Source organism: Mesocricetibacter intestinalis, assembly GCF_004363295.1.
Taxonomy (GTDB): domain Bacteria; phylum Pseudomonadota; class Gammaproteobacteria; order Enterobacterales; family Pasteurellaceae; genus Mesocricetibacter; species Mesocricetibacter intestinalis.
Genome location: NZ_SNYQ01000001.1, coordinates 588889 through 615829 on the forward strand (window position 1 = coordinate 588889; position 26941 = coordinate 615829).

The 26941-nt window shown below is 45.7% G+C and carries 26 protein-coding genes, 4 tRNA genes and 1 CRISPR repeat array; of the genes, 22 read left to right on the forward strand and 8 right to left on the reverse strand.

What is annotated here, in order from left to right:
* Positions 1-300: 300 nt before the first annotated feature.
* Entirely contained in the window at positions 301-1848 is a 1548-nt protein-coding gene (locus EDC45_RS02650) for a TerC family protein (RefSeq protein WP_133543173.1), read from the forward strand.
* 259 nt (positions 1849-2107) lie between these two features.
* Here EDC45_RS02650 and EDC45_RS02655 read toward each other — a convergent pair whose 3' ends face one another.
* Positions 2108-2371 (reverse strand): DUF5339 domain-containing protein, encoded by a 264-nt coding sequence (locus EDC45_RS02655; RefSeq protein WP_424960657.1) that lies wholly within the window; start codon positions 2369-2371, stop codon positions 2108-2110.
* Between the two features lie 532 nt (positions 2372-2903).
* Between EDC45_RS02655 and EDC45_RS02660 the strand changes: the two genes are divergently transcribed.
* From EDC45_RS02660 to recC, 20 genes are all read left to right on the forward strand, one after another.
* A complete protein-coding gene (locus EDC45_RS02660; RefSeq protein ID WP_133543177.1) occupies positions 2904-4475 on the forward strand; it encodes a cytochrome ubiquinol oxidase subunit I in 1572 nt (523 codons plus the stop codon).
* 3 nt (positions 4476-4478) lie between these two features.
* The gene (gene cydB / locus EDC45_RS02665) at positions 4479-5615 is read left to right on the forward strand and encodes a cytochrome d ubiquinol oxidase subunit II (RefSeq protein WP_133543179.1); all 1137 of its coding nucleotides are present in this window, start codon (positions 4479-4481) and stop codon (positions 5613-5615) included.
* An 11-nt stretch (positions 5616-5626) separates the two neighbouring features.
* Entirely contained in the window at positions 5627-5725 is a 99-nt protein-coding gene (locus tag EDC45_RS02670) for a cytochrome bd oxidase small subunit, CydX/CbdX family (protein WP_133543181.1), read from the forward strand.
* 3 nt (positions 5726-5728) lie between these two features.
* Complete coding sequence (gene ybgE, locus EDC45_RS02675) at positions 5729-6025, forward strand: cyd operon protein YbgE (protein ID WP_133543183.1); 297 nt, start codon at positions 5729-5731, stop codon at positions 6023-6025.
* Between the two features lie 251 nt (positions 6026-6276).
* Entirely contained in the window at positions 6277-6678 is a 402-nt protein-coding gene (gene ybgC / locus EDC45_RS02680) for a tol-pal system-associated acyl-CoA thioesterase (protein ID WP_133543185.1), read from the forward strand.
* Between the two features lie 24 nt (positions 6679-6702).
* Positions 6703-7386, forward strand: a complete 684-nt coding sequence (gene tolQ, locus EDC45_RS02685) for a protein TolQ (protein WP_133543187.1) — start codon at positions 6703-6705, stop codon at positions 7384-7386.
* A gap of 73 nt (positions 7387-7459) precedes the next feature.
* Positions 7460-7885: a colicin uptake protein TolR gene (gene tolR / locus EDC45_RS02690; protein WP_133543188.1), complete on the forward strand. Its 426-nt coding sequence runs from the start codon at positions 7460-7462 to the stop codon at positions 7883-7885.
* An 18-nt stretch (positions 7886-7903) separates the two neighbouring features.
* Complete coding sequence (gene tolA / locus EDC45_RS02695; protein ID WP_133543190.1) at positions 7904-9046, forward strand: cell envelope integrity protein TolA; 1143 nt, start codon at positions 7904-7906, stop codon at positions 9044-9046.
* A 39-nt stretch (positions 9047-9085) separates the two neighbouring features.
* Positions 9086-10381: a Tol-Pal system beta propeller repeat protein TolB gene (tolB, locus tag EDC45_RS02700; RefSeq protein ID WP_133543269.1), complete on the forward strand. Its 1296-nt coding sequence runs from the start codon at positions 9086-9088 to the stop codon at positions 10379-10381.
* 10 nt (positions 10382-10391) lie between these two features.
* A complete protein-coding gene (gene pal / locus EDC45_RS02705; RefSeq protein WP_133543192.1) occupies positions 10392-10844 on the forward strand; it encodes a peptidoglycan-associated lipoprotein Pal in 453 nt (150 codons plus the stop codon).
* A 238-nt stretch (positions 10845-11082) separates the two neighbouring features.
* Positions 11083-11158 (forward strand) — tRNA-Lys (locus tag EDC45_RS02710).
* Positions 11159-11185: 27 nt separating this feature from the next.
* Positions 11186-11261: transfer RNA gene (locus EDC45_RS02715), tRNA-Lys, on the forward strand.
* 29 nt (positions 11262-11290) lie between these two features.
* A tRNA-Lys gene (locus EDC45_RS02720) sits at positions 11291-11366 on the forward strand.
* Between the two features lie 28 nt (positions 11367-11394).
* A tRNA-Lys gene (locus EDC45_RS02725) sits at positions 11395-11470 on the forward strand.
* Between the two features lie 409 nt (positions 11471-11879).
* Positions 11880-12176: direct repeats of the CRISPR family, unit length 33 nt; unit sequence GCAGCCACCTGTAGGTGGCTGAGTGTTGAAACA.
* A 393-nt stretch (positions 12177-12569) separates the two neighbouring features.
* Positions 12570-12758: a YegP family protein gene (locus EDC45_RS02730; RefSeq protein ID WP_133543194.1), complete on the forward strand. Its 189-nt coding sequence runs from the start codon at positions 12570-12572 to the stop codon at positions 12756-12758.
* 224 nt (positions 12759-12982) lie between these two features.
* Positions 12983-13528, forward strand: coding sequence for a type II secretion system protein (locus tag EDC45_RS02735; RefSeq protein WP_133543196.1), 546 nt, complete (start codon positions 12983-12985; stop codon positions 13526-13528).
* Positions 13509-14225 (forward strand): PulJ/GspJ family protein, encoded by a 717-nt coding sequence (locus tag EDC45_RS02740; RefSeq protein WP_243728753.1) that lies wholly within the window; start codon positions 13509-13511, stop codon positions 14223-14225. The genes EDC45_RS02735 and EDC45_RS02740 overlap by 20 nt, the downstream gene beginning before the upstream one ends.
* A complete protein-coding gene (locus EDC45_RS02745) occupies positions 14219-14899 on the forward strand; it encodes a DUF2572 family protein (protein WP_133543198.1) in 681 nt (226 codons plus the stop codon). The genes EDC45_RS02740 and EDC45_RS02745 overlap by 7 nt, the downstream gene beginning before the upstream one ends.
* A 10-nt stretch (positions 14900-14909) precedes the next feature.
* Positions 14910-15170: a DUF5374 domain-containing protein gene (locus EDC45_RS02750; RefSeq protein WP_341777534.1), complete on the forward strand. Its 261-nt coding sequence runs from the start codon at positions 14910-14912 to the stop codon at positions 15168-15170.
* A gap of 71 nt (positions 15171-15241) precedes the next feature.
* Positions 15242-18652 (forward strand): exodeoxyribonuclease V subunit gamma, encoded by a 3411-nt coding sequence (gene recC / locus EDC45_RS02755; RefSeq protein ID WP_133543202.1) that lies wholly within the window; start codon positions 15242-15244, stop codon positions 18650-18652.
* 21 nt (positions 18653-18673) lie between these two features.
* Here the strand turns inward: recC and rimI are convergent, their stop codons facing one another.
* The gene (gene rimI, locus EDC45_RS02760) at positions 18674-19120 is read right to left on the reverse strand and encodes a ribosomal protein S18-alanine N-acetyltransferase (RefSeq protein ID WP_133543203.1); all 447 of its coding nucleotides are present in this window, start codon (positions 19118-19120) and stop codon (positions 18674-18676) included.
* Positions 19121-19126: 6 nt separating this feature from the next.
* Positions 19127-19540, reverse strand: a complete 414-nt coding sequence (locus EDC45_RS02765; protein ID WP_133543205.1) for a DNA polymerase III subunit psi — start codon at positions 19538-19540, stop codon at positions 19127-19129.
* A gap of 65 nt (positions 19541-19605) precedes the next feature.
* On the opposite strand from EDC45_RS02765, the gene rsmC reads away from it, so the two are divergent.
* Positions 19606-20598 (forward strand): 16S rRNA (guanine(1207)-N(2))-methyltransferase RsmC, encoded by a 993-nt coding sequence (gene rsmC / locus EDC45_RS02770; protein WP_133543207.1) that lies wholly within the window; start codon positions 19606-19608, stop codon positions 20596-20598.
* Between the two features lie 299 nt (positions 20599-20897).
* On the opposite strand, the gene EDC45_RS02775 is transcribed toward rsmC, so the two are convergent.
* The 5 genes from EDC45_RS02775 to EDC45_RS02795 all read right to left on the reverse strand — a co-directional run bounded on the left by EDC45_RS02775 (position 20898) and on the right by EDC45_RS02795 (position 26866).
* Complete coding sequence (locus tag EDC45_RS02775; protein ID WP_133543209.1) at positions 20898-21428, reverse strand: inorganic diphosphatase; 531 nt, start codon at positions 21426-21428, stop codon at positions 20898-20900.
* A 136-nt stretch (positions 21429-21564) separates the two neighbouring features.
* A complete protein-coding gene (fbpC, locus tag EDC45_RS02780) occupies positions 21565-22614 on the reverse strand; it encodes a ferric ABC transporter ATP-binding protein (RefSeq protein ID WP_133543211.1) in 1050 nt (349 codons plus the stop codon).
* A 21-nt stretch (positions 22615-22635) separates the two neighbouring features.
* Positions 22636-24693 (reverse strand): ABC transporter permease, encoded by a 2058-nt coding sequence (locus tag EDC45_RS02785; RefSeq protein ID WP_166635096.1) that lies wholly within the window; start codon positions 24691-24693, stop codon positions 22636-22638.
* Between the two features lie 80 nt (positions 24694-24773).
* Positions 24774-25808: an ABC transporter substrate-binding protein gene (locus tag EDC45_RS02790; protein WP_133543213.1), complete on the reverse strand. Its 1035-nt coding sequence runs from the start codon at positions 25806-25808 to the stop codon at positions 24774-24776.
* Between the two features lie 17 nt (positions 25809-25825).
* Positions 25826-26866, reverse strand: coding sequence for an ABC transporter substrate-binding protein (locus EDC45_RS02795; RefSeq protein ID WP_133543215.1), 1041 nt, complete (start codon positions 26864-26866; stop codon positions 25826-25828).
* Positions 26867-26941 lie beyond the last annotated feature (75 nt).

A 26941-nucleotide genomic window follows, 5' to 3' on the forward strand; every position in this document is an offset into this window, starting at 1 on the left:
ACGAGAAGTTTCTCGTACCGATATTTTTTTATTATGATGATTATATTTGAATAAAGAAATGTAAATTTTTATGCCTTTTGATTGCTAAAAATTAAGCGAATATCATATAATTTGCGGTCGGGTAGAGGCTTCCCTTGGCGCGGGCGGCAAGAAACTGGCCGCAAATTTCGTATCCCTGATTCAACCTCTGTATTTAAGCCGCTTTTAAAGCTAAAGCGGTTTTTTGTTTATTGGCGCCGGAGGTTTATATTTTCGTATCCTGGGGGGAGGGCGCCATAATTTTATTCGTTTAAGGCAGTTATGTTAGAACTTTTAACAGATTCTTCGGCTTGGCTGGGATTGGCAACGCTGATTGTACTGGAAATTATTTTAGGCATAGATAATATTGTTTTTATTGCGATTCTGGCCAATAAATTACCGCCGCAGCAACGCAATAATGCACGCAGATTAGGCCTGGGCTTTGCCCTGTTACTCCGTTTGTTGTTGCTATCCATTATGTCTTGGTTGATAACCCTGACCGAGCCTGTTATTAGTTATCATGGTTTTTCTCTTTCCCTGCGCGATATTATTTTAATTACAGGCGGGGTTTTTCTGTTATTTAAAGCCACCATGGAGTTGCATGAAAAGCTGGAAGGGAAACCGGAATCCGCTCAGGCAAGCAATTTGCATGCCAGTTTTACCGCAGTGGTGGTGCAGATTGTTATTCTGGACGCCGTATTCTCTTTCGATGCAGTAATTACCGCAGTGGGCATGGTTAAACATCTTGAAATTATGATGGCGGCGGTGATTGTGGCGATGGTGATGATGCTGTTTGCGGCAAAAGCCCTGGCGGAATTTGTGGCGAAACATCCTACCGTGGTGATTCTGTGCCTAAGCTTTTTATTAATGATCGGCTTTAGTCTGATTGCCGAGGGCTTGGGACTGCATATTCCTAAAGGTTATTTATATGCCGCTATAGGTTTCTCCATTTTAATCGAAGGCTTTAATCAGTTTGCTAATCTTAACCGGACAAAATATGAAAATCAGATTCCCTTGCGGGATCGTACCGCCGATGCGATTTTAAAATTGATGGGCGGCAAAGAACATAGCAAACAGGAAACGGAAGATGCGCAACAGCTTTCTCCGGAGCCTTTTGCCCAAGAGGAACGCTATATGATTAGCGGTGTACTGGCCTTGGGCGAGCGTGATGTACAAACCATTATGACCCCGCGTAATGAGATTACCTGGGTGGACATTAATGATTCGAAGGAAGATATTCGCCGCCATTTATTGGATACTCCGCATAATTTGTTCCCAGTATGCCGAGGCGGAATTGATAAAGTGCTGGGTGTGGTTCGGGCAAAGGATATTTTAGCCGTATTGGATCGCGATCCGGAAGATATTCCTGCCGCCCTTAAACCTTTGTTGGTTAAGCATCAGCCTATTTTTGTTCCGGAAACCATTGATAACTTAAAATTGCTCAGTATGTTGAAAGATGCAAAAGGCAATCTGGCAATGGTAATCGATGAATACGGTCAGGTTGCCGGGCTGGTAACTCCGTTGGATTTGCTTGAGGCCATCGCCGGCGAATTTCCGGATGAAGACGAGAGCTTGGAAATCGTTAAATGCGACGATTTCTGGATTGTCGAGGGAACGGCGACCTTGGATCATTTGAAGTTGGAACTAGATGAGCCGGATATGTTTCAAGATGCGGAGCAATATACTATCGGCGGTTATCTGATCAGTAAAATCGAGGATATTCCGCAGGTGCATGATCAGCTCGAAATCGAGGGGTATCGCTTTAGCGTACTGAAAACACTGTCTTCGCGTATTTTACTGATTCGAGTGGAGCGGGTTAGCGCAGCTTAGGTTATAGGTTTTTATTCCGTGTTTTTTATTTTACCGAGTATAGCTGGGGCTTTGCGCTGCTGCCGTTAAAATACAAAGGGGTAAAATGCAGCTTAAAATCGGAAATTTAAAGTAATAAAAAGACCTGCCGATGGCAGGTCTTTTTCTGTTTTTTATATTTATGTTCTATTTCTATTCTGTTTTATTTTGTTCCGTTTTATTCCGTTTAGTTTCTATTTTTGCAGCCGCTGATTTTCAGTTCACTGTTTCGGTTAAATTTTTAGTTGGTTTGCTGTTCCGGCTGTCTTAGACGATTTAATTTAGCCAAACCGCGGTCGCAACTTTTTATTTGCGTCGCCAGTTCCATTTCCAGAATCTGTTTTTTACTTTGATTTAACTTATTTTTAATTTTACTGACCTGAGTATGGGTGCCCGGCTGTCTTTCAGCTTCTGCCACCAGTTGTTCCGTGGCTTGGAAAAGTTTCTGACATTGCTTCGGAATACTAATTTTCACAGGGGTGGCTGATGTGTTAAAACTGAGCATCAGGCTGCCGGTGAAAAGTGCGGTCAAAATTAGTCTACTTTTTTTTAACATTTGGAATCTCTACACTTTATGGCATTAAATAAGGCATCACCGTAAGCCCGGTAACGAAAAGACGTTTGGAAATTAACAGAATATTCGCTCCCTGTCCAGTATCTTCTGCTTTTTTTGTGATCTGGGAGATTATAAGTTGCAAATCGGTTAATAAAATTTATAATCTGCGACAGATCAAATTTTGTAATTATTTTACGATATTACATATTGATTTAAATTCGAAAAATGTGATCTGCATTATGTTTTTCTTATTTTTTATCCTTACAATTAGTAGTAGAATACTGTACCGATATGGGATTATCTTATATCGCAGGAGTTCCGCTGAGGGATAATTCATAGGCACTTTAGGTCTTAGTACGGCTTAAATGTATGGGGTGATTGAAACGAAGTTATTAGCATTTTCCCTATTTTTGATAGCGCAGAATTTTAATAGTTTCGATTAATCAGTAATTTGATCTTGTAACTTTTACAAGGAGTCGAGATGTTAGACGTTGTTGAACTCTCCCGCTTGCAGTTTGCACTAACTGCGTTATATCACTTCTTGTTTGTTCCGCTCACATTAGGGTTGACGTTTCTTCTTGTCATAATGGAAACCATGTATGTGATGACAGGCAAAGAAGTGTATAAGGATATGACCAAGTTCTGGGGTAAGTTATTCGGTATTAACTTTGCTCTGGGTGTTACCACCGGTATTACGATGGAATTCCAGTTCGGTACCAACTGGTCGTATTATTCTCATTATGTAGGTGATATTTTCGGCGCGCCTTTAGCCGTTGAAGCATTGCTTGCATTCTTCCTGGAATCAACCTTTGTAGGTTTATTCTTCTTCGGTTGGGATCGTTTGTCAAAAGGGAAACATCTTTTAACCACTTATTGCGTTGCCTTCGGTTCCAACCTGTCCGCAATGTGGATTTTGGTTGCCAACGGCTGGATGCAGAATCCGGTAGCTTCCGAATTTAACTTTGAAACCATGCGTATGGAAATGACCAGCTTTATGGATTTATGGTTAAACCCGGTTGCACAGAGTAAATTCTTGCATACCTTGTCCGCCGGTTACGTTTCCGCCGCAATGTTCGTTTTAGCCATCAGTTCTTATTACTTGCTGAAAGGTCGTGATATCGGTTTTGCCAAACGTTCTTTCTCTATCGCTGCAACCTTCGGTTTAATTTCCGCCGTTTCCGTATTGATTATGGGTGATGAAGCGGGCTACGAAGTAGCAGAAACTCAGCATGTGAAATTAGCGGCAATGGAAGGGGAATGGGATACTCAGCCTGCACCGGCTTCCTGGAACATGATTGCGATTCCTAATCAGGCGGAGAAGAAAAACGACTTTGCCATCAGTATTCCTTATCTCGGCGGTCTGATTGCGACCCGTTCCATGGATAAGCAGTACTTAGGTTTAAACGATCTTGAAGTACGTAACGAAGAACGTATCCGTAACGGTATGGTTGCTTACGGTTTATTGCAGGAACTGCACGCACAGAAAAAAGCGGGTCAGGTTAGCGAAGAAACCAAAGCACAGTTTAATGCGGTTCGTCATGATCTCGGCTTCGGCTTATTATTAAAACGTTATACCGATAACGTAGTGGACGCCAACGACAGCCAGGTTAAAGCGGCGGCTCAGGATACCATTCCTAATGTGGCCCCGACCTTCTGGTCTTTCCGTGTGATGGCGGCAGTGGGCGGTTTGATCTTATTGCTGATGGTTGCGGCCTTTGCTGTGAATCTGCGTAAGACAACAAGCAAAAACCCATTATTGCTGAAAGCATTGCTGTGGGGATTACCTTTACCTTGGATCGCTATTGAATCCGGTTGGTTCCTGGCGGAATACGGTCGTCAACCTTGGGCGATTTATGAAGTTCTGCCGATAGGTGTGGCTAACTCTTCATTAGGCGCCGGCGATCTCTGGTTCTCCATTATTCTGATTTGTGCGCTTTATACGATCTTCCTTGTAGCGGAAACCTATTTGATGTTCAAATACGGACGCTTAGGTCCTAGCGCATTGAAAACAGGTCGCTATTACTTCGAGCAATCATCTAAAGCAGGAGCCTAAACTATGTTAGACTACGAAATTTTACGATTTATTTGGTGGGTGCTAATCGGAGTATTGCTTATCGGATTTGCAATTACTGACGGTTTTGATATGGGCGTGCTGACCTTATTACCTTTTACCGGTAAAAAGGAAGTGGAAAAACGTATCATGATCAACTCCATTGCCCCGCACTGGGACGGTAACCAGGTTTGGTTGCTTACTGCCGGCGGTGCGATGTTCGCCGCATGGCCATTGGTTTATGCGACCTCTTTCTCCGGTTTTTATATTGCGATGATTCTGGTTCTGGCGGCGTTGTTCTTCCGTCCGGTCGGTCTGGAATACCGCGCTAAAATCGAGAGCGAAGGCTGGCGTAAAGCATGGGATATCGGTTTATTCCTGGGCGGATTCGTACCTTCTCTGGTATTTGGTGTGGCTTTCGGTAACCTGTTACAGGGCGTGCCTTTCCAGTTCAACGAGTTAATGCAGGTACAGTATACCGGCACTTTCTTTGAACTGCTGAATCCGTTCGCCATTCTGTGCGGTTTAATCAGCTTATCTATGCTGACTACGCACGGTGCGGCATGGTTACAGATGAAAACCACCTCAGATTTGCACGATCGTGCCCGTGCGGTAACTCAGGTGGGATCTCTGGCAACATTAATCACCTTTATTCTGGCCGGTATCTGGCTGCTGTATAAAGACGGATTTGTGGTAACCAGCACCATCGATCATTTCGCTCCGTCCGCACCATTGGGTAAAAGCGTAGAACTGCAAAACGGTGCATGGTTCAATAACTATAAAGAAATGCCGGTATTATTTATCTTCCCTGCATTGGTTGTTATCGGATCATTACTGAATATTGCGGTAACTAAAGCGAACCGTTCCGGATGGGCGTTCTTCTTCTCCGCATTAACCATGATCGGTGTGATTTTCACCTGCGGCGTGGCTATGTTCCCGTTCGTTATGCCTTCCATCAGCCATCCTGAAATGAGCTTGCTGATGTGGGATGCGACTTCAAGCGAATGGACGCTGACATTAATGTTAGGCTTTGCATTGGTATTTGTAGTTATTATGCTGATTTATACCATTTGGGCCTATGCCACTATGTTCGGTAGACTGGATCATGAGTTTATCGAAGAAAACAAGAACTCATTATACTAAAGGAGAAAATTATGTTTTATATCATTTGGGTAGTGGGTGTTTTGTTAGCCATTTTGGCAAGTATAGTAGTTACTATGCGACTTGAAAAAAACAATGATCTTGATGAGTAAATCATGCGAGATTTATTCTATCAATTATTTAACAAGGGCTCGTGGCGAGCCCTTTCGTTAATTTTGGCGCTGATGCTGACGGTTTTTTTCTTTTTCAATATCGACGGCTTTTCCGATAAATTGAGAAGTACGCCGGTTTACTGGGTGATACTTAATTTATGGGCGACGGTGATTCTCTGGATTCATGGTATGGGATTCGGGATTCGCTCGTTGTTATGGCGTTATCTGTTTGCTCCTGTGGTGGGCTATGCCGTTACCGCTGCCGTGATTGTTACCTATCTGTTGAATATTTCCCGCTGAAAGGCGGGAAATTCCATCTTTCTCAAAGAGCGGCGGACAGTTTTCCTGTCCCTGTTACGGCGTAGGATAGTATCTGCTCCGACAAGGCTCTAGGGATAAAAAATTCGTTCATTTAGGGCTTGCGTATCCCTATTAGTCGCTCTACAATACGCCAGTTTTTACTCACTTTTTTGAAAGTTTATAAAAGTTATTGCAGTCTTAGCCAATACTTTTGACGGAAAGGGTTGTTTAGCCTCGAGGATAATGTTTGCATGAGCTTATTTCAGTTTCCCGTTCGTGTTTATTATGAGGATACGGATGCCGGCGGCGTCGTTTATCATGCGCGTTATTTGCATTTTTACGAGCGGGCGAGAACGGAGTTTCTGCGCATGCTGGGGTTTTCTCAACAGGACTTGCTGAATACGCGCAATATTGCCTTTGTGGTCAAGTCGATGAATATTGATTATCGTTCGGCGGCAAAATTAGACGACAGCTTGGCGGTGGAAACCCGGGTAAGCGAAATCAGAGGCGCAACGATTTTATTTTCTCAGACATTAAAAAGAGATGAAGTGATTTTAAATACGGCTACTGTTAAGGTAGCCTGTGTTGATCTTGGTAAAATGAAAGCCGTGCCGATTCCATCGGAACTCAGAGCGGCTTTCGCAAATAAATAATAGGCATTTCTCGGAGCTATCTCAATGACCGAACTGAACTTTTTGGATTTGTTTCTAAAGGCGAGTATCGTCGTTCAAATTGTAATTCTAATTTTAATCTCTTTCTCGATTATTTCTTGGGCAATTATTATTCAACGTAGCCGTATTCTCACCGGAGCCTTAAAGGAATCTTCTTCTTTTGAAGATCGTTTTTGGTCGGGGGAAGATCTGAATAAATTGTACGAGGGACTTTCCAATCGCCGTGATGCTTTATCCGGCAGCGAACAGATTTTCTACGTAGGTTTCAAAGAATTCAGTCGTTTAAAACAGGCGAATCCAGATGCGCCGGAAGCCATTATTCAAGGGAGTTCACGGGCCATGAATTTGGCGATGAACCGTGAAATCGAAGATTTGGAAACTCGGGTGCCTTTTTTAGCTACGGTAGCTTCCATCAGTCCTTATATCGGTTTGTTCGGTACCGTATGGGGGATTATGCACGCTTTTATGGGATTAAGCGGCGCAAAACAAGCAACTTTGCAGATGGTTGCACCGGGGATTGCGGAAGCCTTGATTGCGACCGCCATTGGTTTGTTTGCAGCGATTCCGGCGGTAATGGCATATAACCGTCTAAGCTTGCGCCTCAATAAACTGGAACAGAATTACGGCAACTTTATTGATGAATTTACCACTATTTTGCACCGTCAGGTATTTGGTAAGCATCATCAGTAATGGGTAGATTGATCTTAAATCCGCATTTGATTGAAAAGTGCGGTCGATTTTAGCAAAGTTTTACGAGGTTTATATGGCTTATCGCCGTAACAGCAGAAACAATATTAAATCCGAAATAAACATCGTTCCTTTTCTGGATGTTTTGCTGGTTTTAGTGCTTATTTTCATGGCAACCGCGCCGATTATCAGCCAGAGCGTGCAGGTGGATCTCCCTGATGCGGTGGAAAGCCAAAACGTATCTAATGAAGATAAGGTACCCGTTATTATTGAGGTGGCCGGCATCGGACAATATGCGGTTTCCATTGCGGGAGATCGCTCCGAGAATTTAACGGAAGAAATGGTAACCGAAATCACGAAACAAGAATTCGAAAAAGATCCTAATACCCTGTTTCTGATTGGCGGTGCCACAGACGTGCCTTATGAAGAAATTATTAAAGCGCTGAATCTGCTCCATTTGGCAGGCATTAAGTCCGTCGGTTTAATGACGGATCCGATTTAGTTCGAAATAGGAAAAATTGTGAAAACGAATCGACAAAAGAAAGAAACCAACGCTTTTTTGCTTTCGATTGTCATGCATATCCTTTTGTTTGCTTTGCTGATTCTGAGTTCCCTCTATCATAAAGTAGAAATTATGGGCGGCGGTGAAGGTGAAGGCGAAGTTATGGGTGCGGTGATGGTGGATACCGGTAATGCCGCACAGGAATGGGGACGCATTCAGCAAAAAAACAAAGGCCGTACCGATCAGGAAAAGCAGAAAAAGCAACCTGATCCCGTGGTGGAAGAAAAACAGGAACCGGCTGAGGATAATAGCGAACAACTGCGTCTGCAGGAAATAGAAAGACAGCAGGCGATTGAGCGGCAGAAGCAGGAAGAACTGAAAAAGCAGCAGGAAAGAGCGCGCCAAGAAGCATTACAGAAGCAGCAACAAGAGGAAGAAGCCAAGGCTAAGCAGGCGGCGGAAGCGGCAAAATTAAAAGCCGAAGCGGAAGCTAAACGTCTTGCTGCAGCAGCTAAACAGGCGGAGCAGGAAGCTAAGGCAAAAGCGGAAAAAGAAGCGAAAGAAAAAGCGGAAAAAGCCGCAAAAGAAAAGGCGGAAAAAGAAGCGAAAGAGAAAGCGGAAAAAGCTGCAAAAGAAAAGGCGGAAAAAGAAGCGAAAGAAAAAGCCGAAAAAGCGGCGAAAGCAAAAGCGGAGGCGAAAGCGAAAGCCGAGGCGGAAGCTAAGGCTAAAGCGGAAGCCAAAGCAAAAGCGGAGGCTCAGGCTAAACAGGCCGCCTTAGATGATTTTCTTAACGGCGGAGAGGTCGGCGGCGGTAGCGCCTCGCGCGGCGGTAATAGTAACCGTCAGGGTAGTCAGGGCAGCGGTGCCGCTTTAGGGGCCGGTGATGGCGGTAAAGTGGGTGATCGTTATGCGGGCGTAATCAAAAAAGAAATTACCCGGCGTTTTATTAAGGATCCTGCTTTTGCCGGTAAGGTATGCAGTGTCAGAATACAGCTGGAACGCGACGGAACCATCAGCGGATATCAGCGCGTTTCCGGTCCTGACGATATTTGCAGTGCGGCGCTGAGTGCGGTTGCCAGAACGAAAAAGGTTCCGCCCGCACCTTCGGATGCGATTTACAGCAGATATAGAGCGCCGATTATTGATTTCGATCTGAAATAACCAATTTTCGGTCAATAAGCTAAAACCATAGGTGGAATGATGAAATTTCTTTCTCGTATATTAAGTGTATTTGCAATATGGTTTTTTGCCATAAGCATGGCAAAAGCCGATGATGAAGTCCGTATCGTTATTGACGAAGGGGTGGACAGTGCGCGACCGATAGCGGTAGTACCCTTTAAGGTTAGCGGTTCCGTACCTGCGGATTTGGCTGAAATTATCGCCGCGGATTTAAGAAACAGCGGTAAATTTAATCCTATTGCTAAGGATAAAATGCCGCAGCAGCCGAGTTCGGCTTCCGAGGTTACGCCTGATGCCTGGGCTGCTCTTGGGATTGATGCCGTGGTCGTCGGTCAGGTAACTGGTAACGGCGGTAACTATAATATAGCCTATCAGCTGGTTGATACTATAGGCGCTTCCGGAACACCGGGAGCGGTATTATCTCAGAATGCGATTTCCGTTACGGAAAAATGGTTGCGTTACGGGGCCCATACCGTGAGCGACGAGGTATTCGAAAAATTAACCGGTATCCGTGGCGCATTCAGAACCCGTATAGCCTATGTGGTGCAGAAAAACGGCGGTTCTCAACCTTATGAAGTGAGAGTGGCGGATTATGACGGCTATAACCAGTTTATCGTAAATCGTAGCTCTCAGCCGATGATGTCGCCGGCCTGGTCGCCGGACGGCAAAAAACTTGCTTATGTTTCCTTCGAGAATAAAAAATCCCAGCTTGTGGTGCAAGATTTAGGATCCGGTGCGCGCAAAGTTGCCGCTTCCTTTAAAGGACATAACGGTGCGCCGGCCTTCTCACCGGACGGCTCGCGCCTGGCATTCGCCTCTAACCAGGACGGCGTGTTAAATATTTACGTATTGAATTTGGGTAGTGGACAGGTATCTCAGCTGACCCGCGGAGCCGGTAATAATACCGAGCCGAGCTGGACGCCAGACGGTCATATTTTGTTTACATCCGATAGAAGCGGTTCACCTCAAGTCTATTCAATGAGCGCCTCCGGTGGCGGTGCGACATTATTAGGTGCCGGTGGTCGCAGTTACAGTGGCCAGATGACCGCAGACGGTAAAACATTGGTCATGATTTCCGGCGATAATGTGATTAAGAGAGATATGGCTTCAGGTGCTTCCGAAGTGCTGAGTTCTACTTTCTTGGACGAGAGTCCGAGCATTTCGCCGAACGGAATAATGATTATCTATAGTTCTACCCAAGGGTTAGGAAAGGTGTTACAATTGGTGTCCGCAGACGGACGCTTTAAAGCTCGGTTACCAGGAAGCGATGGACAAGTTAAATTCCCTGCTTGGTCACCATATCTAAATAAAAACTAAGGAGAAATCAATGAAATTAGCAAAATTATTGTTAGTTGCGCCTGTATTGGCGTTAGCGGCATGTAGTTCATCAAAAACTGATAACGGTGCTGCAAACGGAGCTACATACGGCGGTATGTCCGTAGAAGACTTACAACAGCGTTATAACACAGTTTACTTCGGTTTCGATAAATATGTAGTTGAAGGTGAATATCAGCAGCTGTTAGACGCTCATGCGGCTTATTTAACAGCAACCCCGGCAGCTAAAGTATTAGTTGAAGGTAACGCTGACGAACGCGGTACACCGGAATATAATATTGCATTAGGTCAGCGTCGTGCTGATGCAGTTAAAAATTATTTAACTGCTAAAGGAGCAAATGCCGGTAACGTTTCAACCGTATCTTATGGTGAAGAAAAACCAGCAGTATTAGGTCATGACGAAGCTGCTTACGCTAAAAACCGTCGTGCTGTGTTAGCATACTAATTTCGAATTAATTCGTAGCTAATAAAATAGACCCGGGTTCCTTAAGGAATCCGGGTTTTTTATCAATGGATTTTCTTCGCCGAGTTACGGATTATTCCGTTTAGCCGGCTTGGAATGGGCGTTAAGTAATTGTAAAAATATTGGCGACTGTTTGCGCAAACGACCAAAAAAATAAAAATTTTTGTTGATTATTAAATTTAAATCCGTATTATAAGCACCCGTTACGACGCATAACGCCGGGTCGTTAGCTCAGTCGGTAGAGCAGCGGACTTTTAATCCGTTGGTCGAAGGTTCGAATCCTTCACGACCCACCAGCTTCGTTGTAACAGCGTCATACCTAAGGGTCGTTAGCTCAGTCGGTAGAGCAGCGGACTTTTAATCCGTTGGTCGAAGGTTCGAATCCTTCACGACCCACCAATTTCGTATGACATGCCTATATCCAAGTAGGGTCGTTAGCTCAGTCGGTAGAGCAGCGGACTTTTAATCCGTTGGTCGAAGGTTCGAATCCTTCACGACCCACCACTTCTATATAACGCACCTATATCGCTTCGGGTCGTTAGCTTAGTCGGTAGAGCAGCGGACTCTTAATCCGTTGGTCGAGAGTTCGAGTCTCTCACGACCCACCACTTAATCTCAATAAGAGCAAATTTATAAATTAATCGGATCTTCTGTTTTTTCTAAATAACTGCTGATTGCGCCGAAGTTTGAGCTGATTTGAATTTTTCTCCGGATACAGTAGATATTTTTACCTCACTAAATATATCCTGTACCAATGAGTATATGGAGCCGAAATCCTTAAGTGTAAAACTAATGATAGCTATCGGTAAGAATCGCTTGATTGTATACTTCGCTAACCTATACTTCTCATTCAAACACCGCTAGCCTAGCGATCTTGGAAAATTGTTAATAATCAATAAATTATAAAAGCATAATATGGGGATAAATCTCATGCTATACTGCTAATCGCTTTTATATTTGAGGTTAGCGAATCGAAGCCTATAAAGCCTGATATAGCAAGGCCTTAATATATAGGGTGCAGCCACCTGTAGGTGGCTGAGTGTTGAAACTAAGCGACAAATCCCAATCCTTTTGGGTGAGGGGTGCAGCCACCTGTAGGTGGCTGAGTGTTGAAACAACCAACCTACACTTGAGGAGTATAACAATGCCGCAGCCACCTGTAGGTGGCTGAGTGTTGAAACATCACGGAGATCGCCGGCCTCTGACATGCGCTTAGCAGCCACCTTTAGGTGGCTGAGTGTTGAAACTAATACTTTGGGATAACCATTAATGAGGGCTTCTGCAGCCATCTGTTGGTGGCTGAGTGTCTAAACTCTACCTTATCAGTGTCTTTTGTTGAAAGTTCTTGCACCACCTTTAGATGGCTAAGTATTAAAATATTTATAGAGGATTATCGCTTGAAGGCAGAATATATGATTATCAACTAAATTATTAATAAGGCTCGCTACCCTGTGCTTTTTATAGCTGAACTTAATCACATATAAAAAAAGAATGATTATTTTTGAAAATTTTTGTGCTAGTCTTATTTTACCTTGCAATGTTGGATATTGCTTTGGCCGAAATATGGAGTGATTAAAGTTTTATCTATTAGGTTGCTGGGCTGCCGCTTTTATTGTGCTTGGGCTGTAGGCTGGAAAATGCCAGCCCTACTGAATTGCCGAAGGGGAAATAAGGGCATATGGTTTAGTTTTGATATAAGGGTATTCTATGTATTTTGAAATTTATAAAGACGCTAAAGGTGAATTTCGCTGGCGTTTAAAAGCCGGTAATCATGAATCTATTGCAACTAGCGGCGAAGGCTATGCAAGCAAAAGAAGTTGTCAGCATGCGATAGATTTAGTCAAAGGTACCAACGAATCGACATTAGTGAAAGATTTGTCGGTTGAAAAATCCTAATCCGACAGCTTCCCGCTGAATTTTTTCATTAATACCTATATCGTCGTCCGCTGGTTTAAGGGACGGCGATATTTTTTTGTATTGCTTATCCGGATAAAAAATTTAAAAATCCGACCGCTGTTTATTTCCTTTCTTTTTGCGATCTTATTTCCATAAACCGGGGAGGTAGATACTTTTCCGCACACCGCTATTTATAGTAGACAAGGAATAAGAAGGAAGCGGATTTGAAGAAAGGATTTACATTGGCGGAAGTACTTATTGTTATGTTGCTTATCAGCCTAACGATAGTTTTATTTGTACCAGCCTGGCGAGAGCATGAAACAAGGGTTATGTTGGAGAAGGAACAGCATAATCTGTATTTATTTCTGCGTCGCATTCAGTCGCTGGCGGAAAATTCCGGCGATATCTGGTTATTGATTGCCAGTCGGGATATACAGGCTCGGCGCTGGTGTTTGAGCGCTCAGAGCAAAACCGATTTGCGTTGCGATTGTTTGAATCCTACTTTGTGTTCCCGGGAAACCGAGGCTTATTTCTATAACCCGCTATTCCCCCATCGGATAATGCTGAGTGCCGGGCGTTATTATCCGAGAGAAATTACCCGTTTAAACGCAGTGCGGGATACTTCCTCTTCCGCTTGCTTTAGCCTGCAGACTCCTATGCAGCGCAAGGTGTTCAGTTTTTTTAATGTGGGTAGCCTGAAAGTAAAAGAAGGCAGTGTAGATAGTGCTTGTATTGCGGAGAAGGGGAATCATGATATATCGCGGCCATAGCTTAACTGCGATGCTGATAGCAATGGGTTTGTCCTGTTTTCTACTGACGATTGTGATCAGCTTTTATACGCAGTCGCAGCAACAGAATAAAATACTGATGGCGCAGTTACAGTTACAGGCGGAACTTCAGCGTCTGCTGCAATTAATGGCGAAAGATTTGCGCCGTACCGGTTTCCGCGGCGTATCCGACAGGGTTAAACAGGCTAATTTTGACTTGTTCGTAACGGACAAAGAGGGGCATAGCTTTTTTATTGGGGAGATGGCTCAGGAACATAGGGGCAGCTGCATATTATTTTTTTATGATCTGGACAGCAACGGTTGTTTGGGAACCACAGTTAAATCCGGCGTCTGTAGCAGGGAGGGGCAGAATACCGCCGGCGAAATCGAACGAGAATTATTCGGCTATCGGCTGCACGACAATATGCTTGAAACCCGTTTGGCTTATAAAAATGCGGTAAATCAACATTGCAAGATGGCTGACTGTAAGGCTTATTTAGGCCAACAGGCCTGTAACGGCGGCGGTTGGGCGGATTTAGCCGATTCGCAAATATATCTCATAACCAAATTGAAGTTCAGCCCTATGGCCGATAATAAAGGCGTTCAGATTGAACTGGCGGGGCATCTGCGCAATTTTCCTCATATCAGTTATGCGACCTCCGCCGTGGTACCGCTGATAAATGAGGAACGCCCATGGTAAATATGTTGCGCAGAGGGGTGGTAAATATAAGCATATTGGTGTTTTTGATCGCCTTTTTGCTATTGATGCAGCGTTTTACTGATGAGGGGATCAGTTTGCATCAAGGGATTATTGCTCAACGGCAAAACTATATGCAACAGCAGCATTGGCTACTGGAACAAAGTATGGGCGGGCGGCATTCCGTATGCAAAAATATTCCGACGACTTACGCAGCCAATACTTATGTTGTGGTTTTTCGCAGTTCTCATCCCGAAGCCAAGTTAAAGCAATTTTTAATCTGTCGGCGGCACCGCCTGTTTCAGCGCTTACCGACTAAAGGTATAAATGAAGGCGGTTTTCCGCTATTCGTTCACCTTGAAAGTCTTCCGTTTTTCCGCTCGCAACTTGAAGACGCCGCCTCTCTTTATGAGAATAAACTTTATTGGTTTTCCGGCAGCGATAATCAATGGGAATTAAATGGAAATATTTATGCGCTGGTCGTTGCCGAGGGAAATTTAACCCTGCGAGGTAAAGGAAAAATCAGCGGTGCGGTGATTACGGGCGGAAAGCTGCAGCGCAGCGAAGGGATTCAAATCACTTATCATGCCGGCACTATTGCCGGCGCGGAGCAAGGTTACCGACTGTGGCGTTTGGCGGAGAAAAGTTGGCATGATTTTGAAGCGAATAAGTTATAAAGGCCAAGGAATGCTTTCATTTTTATTCAGCCTGATGTTGTTTTCTGTTGTTTTTATTGCTGTTGGACGCTGGCACGGACAACAGCGTAAAACGGCGGTGGAAATTTATCAGCGCTATCAGGCCTTACAAATCGCCGACAATCAGCGACAACGGCGTCTATTAGGTTTGCCCTGTAGCGCCTCCTGTCGCCGAAATCGAATTATGTTTCATATTTACTGCCAGGGCGAAGAAATCAAAGTCAGCTATCCTTCCGGTGAAATAATCCTTTAAACCCCTTGCGGTTGGGCGAAAAGTTATTGAAAATAACCCGGTACCCATACCAGTCTAAAGTGAGAAATGCCGTGTTTAATGTCTATCATTCCAATGATCTTGATGTACAGAAGGATATTCTGATCGAACTGCTTGATTCGTCTGTGGGGGATCCTTTTCAAAGCGAGGTTATTCTGGTGCAAAGCCCCGGCATGGCTCAATGGTTACAGCTGAATATTGCCGACAGAAAAGGGATTGCCGCCAATCTGAGTTTCCCCATGCCGGCTACTTTTATATGGCGCTTATATGCACAAATTCTGCCGGATACGGCGGATTATGCTCAATTCGGTAAAGAGGCGATGACATGGCGGCTGATGCGCCTGATTCCGGATTATTTAAATCATCGGGATTTTCAACCGCTCTTTCATTATCTGGAGCGAGAACAACAAACGGAGCAGCATAAACTATATCGTCTGGCATTAAAAATCGCAGATTTATTCGACCAATATTTGGTTTATCGTCCCGATTGGATTCAGGCTTGGGAAAATCAGCGGGAAGACCTTATTCTAGCTCAGATAGAGCAACAAACGGCAGAGGGTGAAAGGGCGATTTTAGGTCGGCTGGCGCAGGATATTCGTTGGCAAGGTATGCTGTGGCGAGCGCTGGTTGATGCTGCCCAGAGTCGTAATCACCGCGCTAATCTGCATCAACGCTACCTGGCACATATTGCTTCCGAACGGCCGAAAAATTTACCGGCGCGAATTTTTATTTTTGGCATTTCCGCTTTACCCAAGGTGTATTTGGAAACCCTAATTGCACTGGGGCGGTATTGCGATCTGCATTTGTTTTTCAATAATCCGAGCCGGGAATATTGGGGGGATATTTTAGATCCCGCCTTTGCTGCCAGACTTAATTTGCGTAAGCGGATCTTATACCAGGGCGGAGATAGCACCTCTTTATTCAGTCAACAACAGTTGACTGAATTGGCGGCGGAGCAATGGGAAACGGGCGACGAAGGGGAAAAATTACAAGTCGGCCATCCTTTATTGGCTATGTGGGGAAAACTTGGCAGGGATTTTCTGTATTTGCTGACCGAAGCGCAGCCGGATCAGGAAATCAGCGCGTTTGTTCCGCAGCAACCGGATCTTTCGGCACCGGCGCCCCTGTTATCTCAGATTCAGCAGCGGATTCTTGCTTTGGCTCCTAATCAAGCGGCGATGCTGCATCTGGCGCCAAGGGATGAAAGTTTGAGTTTACATGCTTGCCATAGCGAAATGCGTGAAGTGGAAGTGCTGCATGATTATTTGCTGCATTTGTTTAAGCGAGAACCGGATTTAACCCCTAAAGACATTGTGGTGATGGTCGCGGATATTGATAAATATACCCCTTATATTCAAGCGGTATTCGGCCAATACCGCTCGGATCTGGGGCAGGGAAACGGGAATAGGGATAAACGCTATATTCCTTTTTCCATCAGTGATAACAAATTATCCGCCACTGAGGTTTTGGTTTCCGCTTTTCTGAGCCTGCTGAATTTGAAAACAAGTCGCTTTAGCGCCGAAGAGGTACTGGCCTTTCTGGATATTCCCGCCATTCGTCAGCGCTTCGGTATCGAAAATGACGAATTGGAACAAATTCATCGCTGGGTAGAAGACTGTGTTATCCGTTTCGGTCTGGATAAATATCCGACGGCGGCGGACACGAATTATAACGCCTGGCAATCCGGTCTTGAACGTATGCTGCTTGGATATGCCATGGGCGAAGAAAATGGCGTCTGGCAGGATACTTTAGGCTTTGACGGCAGTTACGGGTTAAGCGGAAAAAGCGCCGGCCGGTTGGCGGAATTTATTAATGCCTTATATCATTGGCATCATTGTTTACAACAGCCTCATAAAATTGATGAATGGTATCTTTATCTGAACGCTCTGATTGAGGATTTCTTTTACAGCGACGAACAGAGCGGCGACATTTTATTGTATCTGAAAAACTGCATACAGCAATTTAGCGAACAGCTGCAGGGCTTCGGCTTTAGCCAGCCCCTGGATATTGACGTGGTGGCGGATAGCCTTTGCGAACGTCTGGATAGTAATCATAACGGATTAAGTTTCTTGGTGGGAAAAGTGAATTTTTGCACCCTACTGCCGATGCGCTCCATTCCGTTTAAAGTGATCTGTCTGCTTGGGATGAATGAAACGGACTATCCCCGCCAACAAACACCGAACGGCTTTGATTTGATGCAGTACCATCATCTGAAAGGGGATCGCAGTCGGCGTAATGACGATCGCTACTTATTCCTTGAAGCCCTGTTGGCGGCGCAGGATTATTTATACATCAGTTATATCGGGCGTTCCATTGTGGATAATGAGGTATTGGAACCTTCGATTCTGGTGAATCAGTTGCTGGATTATTTGTATGAAAACCTCCCCGATTATCCGCCGGCGAAAGATGAAGCGGGTAGAGATAATCCCAAATTAAAACCCCTGGTACAATATCATGCCATGACCGTATTCAGCCCGAATAATTTTAATCCGCAGACCCATCGCACCTTTGCTACCGAATGGTTACCGCTGGCGAATAAGCAGCTTAGCCCGCTGCGGGAGTTTAATCAGCCTTTAAAGGGAATTGCGGAGCGGGAAAAGGAAATCGAATTGAAACGGTTAATCAGCTTTGTGCAGCATCCGCTTAAATTCTTTTTTGAACAACGCCTCGGCGTTTATTTTCGCCAACAGCAGGAATCGATTCCAGCCTATGAAAATTTTACCCTTGACGGACTCGAACTCTATAAGATTAAACAGGCATTGCTGGAGCAGGGAGAAGAAGGCCCTCTCTTTGAGGCCCTAAAAGTGAAGGGAACTCTGCCGCAAGGCGCTTTCGGTCAGGTTTATGCCCAGAAGATCTCGTCGGAAACGGCGCCTTTGCAGGAAATTATCGCCCAATGGCAGGCGCAGCAGGTTCAATACGATTTTATTGAGCTACCAGTTGTTGTTTCCGGCGGTGAGGTATTGTTGTACGGCAATTTGGGCCCTTTGTTCGGCGAACAAAAGCAAAGGGTTTGTTGGTACGCCGGTCGGCTTAAGGATAAATTTATTATTGAAAACTGGCTTTATTATTTATTACAGCGCGCTTCTTCCGAACAGGAGGTTTGTCCGCCGCGTTTTTACAGTATCGAGGGGGATAAAGTAGAAACCCATAGTTTTCACCCGATTGAAAAAGATGCGGCCCTTAGACAGCTTAAACTATATCTGGACAGCTATCTGGCCGGTGCGACAAGAATGCAGTTGGCGCCGGATAGGGAACTGAAAAGTTATTTAAAACTAAGGGAAGAGGAAATATCCCCGCGCGAGGCCTGCCTTGCCTTATTGGAAAAAGCGGCCAAGGGGGATTACCATAAGCCCGCCGATCTTTATTGGCAGCGCCTGTGGCAACAGGGCGATATTAATCCCGATGAAATTATAGAAAATAGCGAAGCCTGGTTCCGTATGATGTACGAAGCCTATGACTGAGCTTATCGATAAGGCGGCGCTTTACAGATAAGAGGCCATCACAATGGCGTTTTCTCGCCCCCCGTCGGCGGTAGGATAGTAGTTTTTACGCCGCTCCACTTCATTAAAGCCGAGTTTATGGTATAGGGCGAGGGCCGCTTTATTGGATTCTCGCACTTCCAGCCACAATGTGGCTATTCCCCGTTCACCTAGCCGACGGATTAAATCGGTAAGTAAGGATAAGCCGAAGCCGCGTCCCTGATAGGCCGGATCGATAGCGATATTAAACAGCGTGGCTTCGTCCAGCACGGTATGGCAAATGGCAAAGCCGATAATCCGCTCGCCGCACAGCATTTTCAGGTTAAGATAGGCGTTTCCTTGATTATTTTTTAAGGTGCCTTCTGACCATGGTACCTGATGGGCGCTCCGCTCAATTTCAAGCAAGCGGGAGAAATCCTGCGGATGAAGAAAATCAATAGTTGTCGGCATAATCACTTAGGTTAATGAACATTGTATTTGCTGCCACAGACGGCGTTTTTCTGCACCTGATTGTTTAAGGATCGCCAAATCGGAGGTACGCCACAGATTTTTAGCTTGCTTGCACAAGGGTAAAGTGCGCTGGACTTTTTCGCTGTTTTCACTGAGCAGCCAGTAAGTTACCGGATGGGAAGTATGCAGATAGCCGGCTTGAATAAAATCGATACACAGACAGTCCTTCGCCTCCAATGCGGCGGCGGATAAAATATCGCTCAGAATATTTTCTGCCGGCGAGAGAATTTTTTCCGCAATAATAATCAGGGCGATATGCGGTGCTACCGGAATATTTACCGCACCTTTCAGCGCTTGCGGACGATGCAATTGCCACTGACTAATTCCCATTTCCTGCAGAAGAAGATCGCGTCTGTTCATTCGGTTTTCGTTTTCCTTTATAATAACCGGCAGTATTTTATCTGATCAGCCATAGGATTACCAACGTGATTTCTGCTCAAAGCCAGGTTCTCGAACGCCATCTTTCCCTATTACAAAATAAAACCCTGTTGTTTGCCGGTGTGTTGCAAGACGAGTTTCCGCAAAAATTACGGGAAGCGGGCAGTTCCGTACTTATTTGGTCGGTTTATTTCGATTATGCCCGTAAGCAAAGTGCGGTCAGTTTCGGTACGGAATTCGACGGCGGGGCGGATTTACTGATTTATTACTGGAGTAAAAATAAACAGGAAGTGCAGTTTCAGCTGATGCAGATGCTGGCGAACAGCCGGCCCGGACAGCAAATGTTAATTATCGGTGAAAACCGTTGCGGCGTTCGTTCCGTAGAGAAACTGCTGGCCCCTTTCGGCGATATTGCCAAAATAGACGGCGCGCGGCGCTGCGGCTTATATCATTTTGAATTGAAATCCGTGCCGCAGTTTAAAACAACGGCGTTTTGGCAAAGCTACCGCCACCCGCAATTGGCGGATCTCTGTATCTATAGTCTGCCCGGGGTTTTCAGTGCGGTGCAGTTGGATGCGGGGACGGATTTACTGCTTTCCACACTAGATGGCAAGATTGGAAAAAAAGTACTGGATATGGGTTGCGGCGCCGGGGTTATCGGCAGCTATATCCAACGCCGTTATCCGGAAACAGAGTTGACTATGGCGGATATTCACGCTATGGCATTGACTTCCGCCGAACGTACTTTGGCGGAAAACGGCTTGAAGGGTAAAGTCGTTGCCAGTGATGTGTTTTCCCATATAGAGGAAAAGTTTGATCTGATTATCTCCAATCCGCCCTTTCATGATGGTATAGATACCGCTTATTATGCGGTTGAGGCGCTGATTCGCCATGCCCGCGCCCATTTACGGCCGGGTGGTGAGTTGCGCATTGTCGCCAATGCTTTTCTGCCTTACCCCGATTTATTGGACGCTTGTTTTGGCTCACACCGGTTATTGGCAAAAACTGGAAAATTTAAAGTTTATTCGGCCCGAGCATAGCTGAGGTTTCAATCTGCATTCGCTGAGCATTTTAGCCTTAATGAGGTTTATGAGTTGGCCGTCCATATCGGCTTATATTTGCTGAGGCCTATAATGCGTTCTTACAGTAGATTAAATTCGGCTTGTTTAAAATAAAATTCACTCAATGGCGGGGTATAATCCGGGGCTGACTAGGGCGGCGGTTTGGGGCGGAAAAAAACTTTGGAAAAAATGACCGCACTTTTGCCTATTATGCCTGCCTGTGCATTGGGGAGGAAAAATAAAAAGCTGCAAAGAGAATTGCAGCTTTTGAAAAGGGATTATTGTTCGTTCCAGCGTTTGATGGATTCTTTAATCACTTCTTTGGCTTCGGCCACGTCGCCCCAGTGCTGAACAAGGGTTGAACCCGGTTTTTTCAGGGCTTTATAATGATTAAAATGGAATTCGATCTGTTTGATCAGCTGGGCCGGTAAATCTGCCAGGCTGTTATAGGCATTGCCGTTATTGCGATCGTCCGCCGGTACGCAGACGATTTTATCGTCCACTTCACCATCGTCCACAAATTTCATTACACCGATGATTTTAGCTTCAAGGAACACGCCGGTAGCCAGAGGCTGTTCGGTTACCAGTAATACGTCCAGTTCATCGCCATCTTCATCTAATGTTTGCGGAATAAAGCCGTAGTTGGTCGGTTTGGCAAAAATAGCAGGTTCTACGCGGTCCAGTTTGAAGGCGCCGAGTTTACGATCCCATTCGATTTTATGATTGCTGCCCGCAGGGATTTCGTTTACTACATTGATAATGCCCGCATCTACATCGCCCGGGGTAAGAATTTTGTTAAAATCAGCCATAATAATATCCTTTCTGTATGTTAAAGCGCGCAAAGTATAGCAGTTTTTGCGTTGCACTGTCATGCCTTTTAACGGGGTAGGCTAAGGGGGCTGTTTAGTCGGGCCGGCGGGCTATTATGCCTCCGGCCCTTTGCGTTTATTCCTCTTTCAGTAGGAAGACGCCGTGTTGGGCAAGATGCACATAGGCGTTTTGCGCACTCGGATTAAAGGCGTCCGGACTTGCATTAACCAACAGATCCCGTTCTCCCCATTGGGCGATGATTTCCCAGTGGTTACCCATATAGACCGCACTTTTAATCCGGCATAGCTGCGCCGGGCTGCCGTTTTCCTGCAAACTTATGGCCTCCGGACGGAGCCCCACCAGACAGGCGCCGTCGGGCAGACCGAAGCGGGCGTGTTCGGCTAAGGGGAAGCGGTAGCCGTTAACTTCGACTTCCCCTTCCGTCAGGCGGCCTGGGTAAATGCTGCTTTCACCCATAAAATTGGCCAGAAATAATGAGTTAGGTTGCAGATACAGGGTTTTGGCCGGCGCTTTCTGCATAATTTTTCCCTTGTGCATCACGATAACTTCGTCGGAAACGGCAAAAGCTTCAGTTTGATCATGGGTTACATAGAGGGAGGTAATGCCTAGGCGCTGCTGTAGCTCACGGATTTTTTCCCGCATGGAGCGACGCAGGTTGGCATCCAGATTACTCAGAGGTTCGTCAAATAGCAGGACCTTAGGTTTTAGGACTAAGGCGCGCGCTAAGGCGACTCGCTGCTGCTGGCCGCCGGAAATTTGGTCGACGAAACGATCTTCAAAGCCGGCTAAATCTACCAGCTCCAGCGCTTCTTTAACGCGCTGACGGCGTTCTTCCTTGCTTATCCCCTGCATACGCAGGCCGTAGCCGACATTGTCGCCGATAGACATATGCGGAAATAATGCGTAAGACTGGAAGACGATGCAAATATCCCGGTTCTGAATCGAAGACTTGGTAACGTCTTCGCCATCAATAAATATTTGTCCTGAGGTGGGGCTTTCCAGGCCGGCGACTAAACGCAGCACCGTTGTTTTGCCGCAACCGGAAGGGCCGAGCAGGGTAACCATGGTTCCGCGTTTGATGGTTAAATCCAGATTATCGATAACCACGGATTTACCGAAGGCTTTGGTGATGTTCTTTAATACTAAAAAATCATTATTGCTCATATTATTACTACCTTTAATTCATTAATTCATTTTTTTCGCTTTAGAACGTGCAATACGCGTATCGCCCACGATCCAGTCGAAGAACAGAATAATTGCCATCATCACGACGATTAAAATGGAACCGTAGGCAATGGCAATACCGTATTCGCCGTCTTCCACCCGGTTTAAAATATAGGCGGTGGCAACCCTTGTATCGGCGGTAACCAAGAAGATAATGGCGCTGACGGTGGTCATGGCGCGAACAAAACTGGTAACCAGAGCGGACAGCAGAGCCGGTTTTAACAGCGGAAAGACAATAAACCAGATGGTTTTCAATGAGCTGCCTTTTAGAGAAAGGGAAGCTTCGTCCAGTGATTTATCCAACTGCCCCAAACCGGCGATTGCTGCACGCATACCTATCGGCAGATCGCGCATTACCATGGAAATAATGATGATGATTCCCGTACCCGTGATATACATAGGTGCGCTGTTAAAAGCCAGAATATAGGACACCCCGGCTACGGTACCCGGAACGGCGAAGCAGAGCATGGTTAGGAATTCAAGGGTTTTCTTACCGCGGAAATCTTTACGCACCACAATATAGGCTATCAGTAAACCGAATAATGCGGTTAAAGGCGCGGCGATACCGGCATATAGCATGGTATTCAGTAGCGATGGCCATGCGCCGTCGCTTAGTCCTTGTCCGAACAGCATACTGTAGTTTTTCAGAGTAAGTGTGTAATCCACGCCCCAGTTGACGGTGAAGCTGCCGTAGAAAATACTGCCGTATAAAGCTAGGTTGAAGATAATCCAAGCGCCCAACATAAAGACGATGCTGTATTTTAATCCGCCCGGCAGATCCTGAACGTCGCCGCGGTAGGATTTTCCCGATACGGTAACGTAAGAACGGTTGCCAATCCAGAGATACTGGACAATAAAGATGGCAAGAGAAAAGATTAATAACATGGAACCTAGGGTACTGGCTGAAGCGTAATCCAGCTGCGAACCGGCAATATAGAAATAGATTTGGGTTGCGATTACGTCAAAGCTGCCGCCGAGAACCAGGGGGTTACTGAAGTCCGCCAGGGATTGAATAAAAACAATCAGAAAGGAGTTAGCCAAAGCGGGACGCAGTAAGGGGAAGATTATGTTATAGAAGGTCTGATAACGATTTGCCCGTAAGGTATAAGAAGCCTCTTCAATAGAGGGATGAATGGACTTCAGCGCACCGTCCAGAATCATAAAGGAAATGGGCGCGAAAGCCAGAATCTGAGCAATGGCGATACCGTTAAAACCGTACAGCCAGTTATGATCGCTGAAGCCGAAGTAAGTATCCAGAAATTCGGTTACATAACCGGAACGGCCGAGCATTAGGGTTACGCCTAAACCAACGACGAACGGCGGCGTAACAATCGGTAGAATGGAGAAGATTTTACCGATAAAGGCGGTTCTTCTGGCAATGCGGGTGGTGTAAAGGGCAAAAGCCAGGCCGAACACCGTGGATACCAGACCGACAAAGCCGGACAATAGCAGCGAGTTGGCGATTACGCGGACAATATAATTTTGCCCTAAAATACGAATTACCTGTTCCGGTGCAAAGGTTTCACCGTCGTAAAACATGGAAATAAAGATGGCGACGGTAGGATAAACGATAAAGAAGAAAATGAGCAGGATAATACTGAGCAGGGAAGCGATAATAAATTTATCCCCCTGCATCACTTTCAGTCTGGCCAAGGCCAGGGTGGCGATGGCGCTCAGGCTGAGGATCAATACAATGACCGAATAACCCATGCTGACTTTATACAAACTGGCACTGATAAAACTGAAAAGCAGAATAAAGGCGACTAACGCCAGCTCCGCTTTTGCCCGCGCAACTACGGACAGTTTCAGACCGGGGAGAATAATAAAGGCCGCCAAAGGCAAAAACCATAAGATACTGAGATTGAGGGAAGACCAACCCATAGCTGCCAGAAATTCATCGCCGGTACTTTCCCATAATCCATAGTCCAGCGCCTGAGAGGGAAAAATGAAAAAGGCAATAACAGAGAGTATTACCCAGAAATTGACAGAATCTGTAATGTTAAATTTGTTTGCGTTCATACGACTCTCGCACGGAAAAATAACGGATAGATAAAAGGGTACGGATAACGATTTATCCGTACCTATGAACGGCCCGCAGGCTATTTATTCAATTTTATGTCGTCAACCCATTTACTGATTAAGCGTTTGCGTAAATCGCTTGAACCGTATTTATCAAAATCATAGTTAATTAGGTTGATCCCTTTGAAATCCAGCGCATAAGGTGATTGCTGCGCCGTAGTATTGGTCAGAATGGAATGGGCTTCGCCTTTTTGCCAAGCCAGCTCCTGAGCTTCTTTGGAAAGAACCCAGTCTACGAACAGTTTGGCATTCTCCGCATTTCTGGCACCCTTAATAATACTGACGCCGCCGATTTCATAACCCGTACCCTCACAAGGAACTATTAGCTCGACCGGTGCGCCTTTGGCTTTTTCCAGCGAATGTTCGTGTAAAAAACCGATACCGATAGAGGCTTCGCCGCGCGCTGTATTGCGGGTGGCGGTATTACCGGATTTGGTGTATTGGGAAACGTTTTTATTCAGCTCTTTCAGATAGGCGAAGGCTTTATCTTCGCCCCACAGTTGAATAAAGGTGGCCAGTGCGGTATAGGCGGTGCCGGAACTCTGAGGATCGGCGCTTTGAATTTCATTTTTATAGCGCGGATCGGTCAAATCTTTCCAGCATTTAGGAACGGGCAGATTCAGTTTCTGCAGACGTTCGGTATTTACCCCAAAGCCCAGTACGCCGAGATAAATGGCGGAGGTGTAGTTCCCTTTTACTTTAGCGGGATCTCTGAATTGTTCGACAATAAGTTCAAGATTCGGCGATTTGTAAGGGCTTAATAATCCCATTTCACCCGCCTGAGAATGAGGATCCAGGGTGCCGCCGTACCAGACATCTCCTTGCGGATTGGTTTTCTCCGCATCAATTTTAGCCAGTATGCTACCGGTACCGCCGCGGATAAAACTGGTCTTAATATTATATTTTTTTTCAAAGGCGAGGGTTTCCTGTTCGCACATGGTATTTTGTGCGCTGCAGTAAACCACTAAACGCCCGGCTGCGGCTGCGTTGCCCGCAGATAGAATACCGGCCAGTACAAGTGCGGATGCGGCGGCGGTCAATTTCAGTTTTTTCATTGTAGTCTCCTTGCCTGTTATTTGGCTAATTTTACTTCTTGCACCCATTTTTCGATCAGACGTTTACGTTCGTCGGCGGAGCCGTATTTTTCGAAATCGTAGTTAATCAGTTCTAATTGAGTAGGATCAAAAGCGGTTGGCGATTGTTGAGCGGTGGTATTGGTCAGTGTTTGCTGAGATTCGCCTTTTTGCCAGATCACTTCCTGCCCTTCTTTAGATAGTACGTAGTCTACAAAGAGTTTGGCATTTTCCTGGTTGCGTGCGCCTTTGAGGATACTCAGACCGCCAAGTTCATACCCGGTACCTTCACAGGGTACAATCATCTCAATAGGTGCGCCATTTTTCTTTTCCACCGCATAATCATGCAGGAAGCCGATCCCTATGGTCGCTTCGCCGCGAGCGGTGCTACGTGATGGGGTGATTCCCGATTTGGTGTACTGAGAAATATTCGGATGCAGCTGTTTGAAATAGTTGTAGGCGTTATCCTCTCCCCACAACTGGACGAAGGTAGCGATGGCGGTATAGGCGGTCCCCGAACTCTGCGGATCCGCAATTTGGATTTCGCCTTTTAAGCGCGGATCGGTCAGATCTTTCCAGCACTTCGGTACTTCATTGATACCTAATTTTTTTAACCGTTCGGTATTTACGCCGAAGCCGAGAATCCCCATATAGACGGCGGATACATAGTTACCTTTGACTTTGGCAGGATCACGGAATTTTTCTACAATCTGATCGATATTCGGTGAGCGGTAAGCTTCCAGCAGACCCAGTTCGGCAGCCTGAGCCTGCGGGTCGAAGGTGCCGCCGTACCAAACGTCGGCCTGAGGATTATTTTTTTCGGCTTCCACTTTAGCAAAGGTACTGCCGGAACCGTTACGGATAAAAGCGGTTTTTACATCGAACTTTTTACCGAACGCCTGAGTAACTGCTTCGCACATTTGATTGGTCGCGCTGCAATAAACGACCAGACGACCTTTGGCATTGGCGGCCGTGCTCAGCATTAACCCCACGCCTAAAAGAGCGGTTGAAACGGCAAGAGAAATTTTTTTTATTTTCATAATAACCTCGTCTAAATTTTCAGTCTTTGCACGGTCAGTTCGATTGAACGGCCGGATCACTAGAGTTTAACGCAA

Coding starts and splice junctions, on each gene's coding strand:
- EDC45_RS02660 (WP_133543177.1), top strand. CDS start 2,904: ATGTTAGACGTTGTTGAACTCTCCCGCTTGCAGTTTGCACTAACTGCG.
- EDC45_RS02765 (WP_133543205.1), bottom strand. CDS start 19,540: ATGAACAGACGCGATCTTCTTCTGCAGGAAATGGGAATTAGTCAGTGG.
- EDC45_RS02775 (WP_133543209.1), bottom strand. CDS start 21,428: ATGGCTGATTTTAACAAAATTCTTACCCCGGGCGATGTAGATGCGGGC.
- rimI (WP_133543203.1), bottom strand. CDS start 19,120: ATGCCGACAACTATTGATTTTCTTCATCCGCAGGATTTCTCCCGCTTG.
- EDC45_RS02655 (WP_424960657.1), bottom strand. CDS start 2,371: ATGCTCAGTTTTAACACATCAGCCACCCCTGTGAAAATTAGTATTCCG.
- ybgE (WP_133543183.1), top strand. CDS start 5,729: ATGCGAGATTTATTCTATCAATTATTTAACAAGGGCTCGTGGCGAGCC.
- cydB (WP_133543179.1), top strand. CDS start 4,479: ATGTTAGACTACGAAATTTTACGATTTATTTGGTGGGTGCTAATCGGA.
- EDC45_RS02670 (WP_133543181.1), top strand. CDS start 5,627: ATGTTTTATATCATTTGGGTAGTGGGTGTTTTGTTAGCCATTTTGGCA.
- EDC45_RS02790 (WP_133543213.1), bottom strand. CDS start 25,808: ATGAAAAAACTGAAATTGACCGCCGCCGCATCCGCACTTGTACTGGCC.
- EDC45_RS02740 (WP_243728753.1), top strand. CDS start 13,509: ATGATATATCGCGGCCATAGCTTAACTGCGATGCTGATAGCAATGGGT.
- EDC45_RS02730 (WP_133543194.1), top strand. CDS start 12,570: ATGTATTTTGAAATTTATAAAGACGCTAAAGGTGAATTTCGCTGGCGT.
- tolQ (WP_133543187.1), top strand. CDS start 6,703: ATGACCGAACTGAACTTTTTGGATTTGTTTCTAAAGGCGAGTATCGTC.
- EDC45_RS02750 (WP_341777534.1), top strand. CDS start 14,910: ATGCTTTCATTTTTATTCAGCCTGATGTTGTTTTCTGTTGTTTTTATT.
- fbpC (WP_133543211.1), bottom strand. CDS start 22,614: ATGAGCAATAATGATTTTTTAGTATTAAAGAACATCACCAAAGCCTTC.
- EDC45_RS02785 (WP_166635096.1), bottom strand. CDS start 24,693: ATGAACGCAAACAAATTTAACATTACAGATTCTGTCAATTTCTGGGTA.
- EDC45_RS02650 (WP_133543173.1), top strand. CDS start 301: ATGTTAGAACTTTTAACAGATTCTTCGGCTTGGCTGGGATTGGCAACG.
- EDC45_RS02745 (WP_133543198.1), top strand. CDS start 14,219: ATGGTAAATATGTTGCGCAGAGGGGTGGTAAATATAAGCATATTGGTG.
- pal (WP_133543192.1), top strand. CDS start 10,392: ATGAAATTAGCAAAATTATTGTTAGTTGCGCCTGTATTGGCGTTAGCG.
- EDC45_RS02795 (WP_133543215.1), bottom strand. CDS start 26,866: ATGAAAATAAAAAAAATTTCTCTTGCCGTTTCAACCGCTCTTTTAGGC.
- tolB (WP_133543269.1), top strand. CDS start 9,086: ATGAAATTTCTTTCTCGTATATTAAGTGTATTTGCAATATGGTTTTTT.
- ybgC (WP_133543185.1), top strand. CDS start 6,277: ATGAGCTTATTTCAGTTTCCCGTTCGTGTTTATTATGAGGATACGGAT.
- tolR (WP_133543188.1), top strand. CDS start 7,460: ATGGCTTATCGCCGTAACAGCAGAAACAATATTAAATCCGAAATAAAC.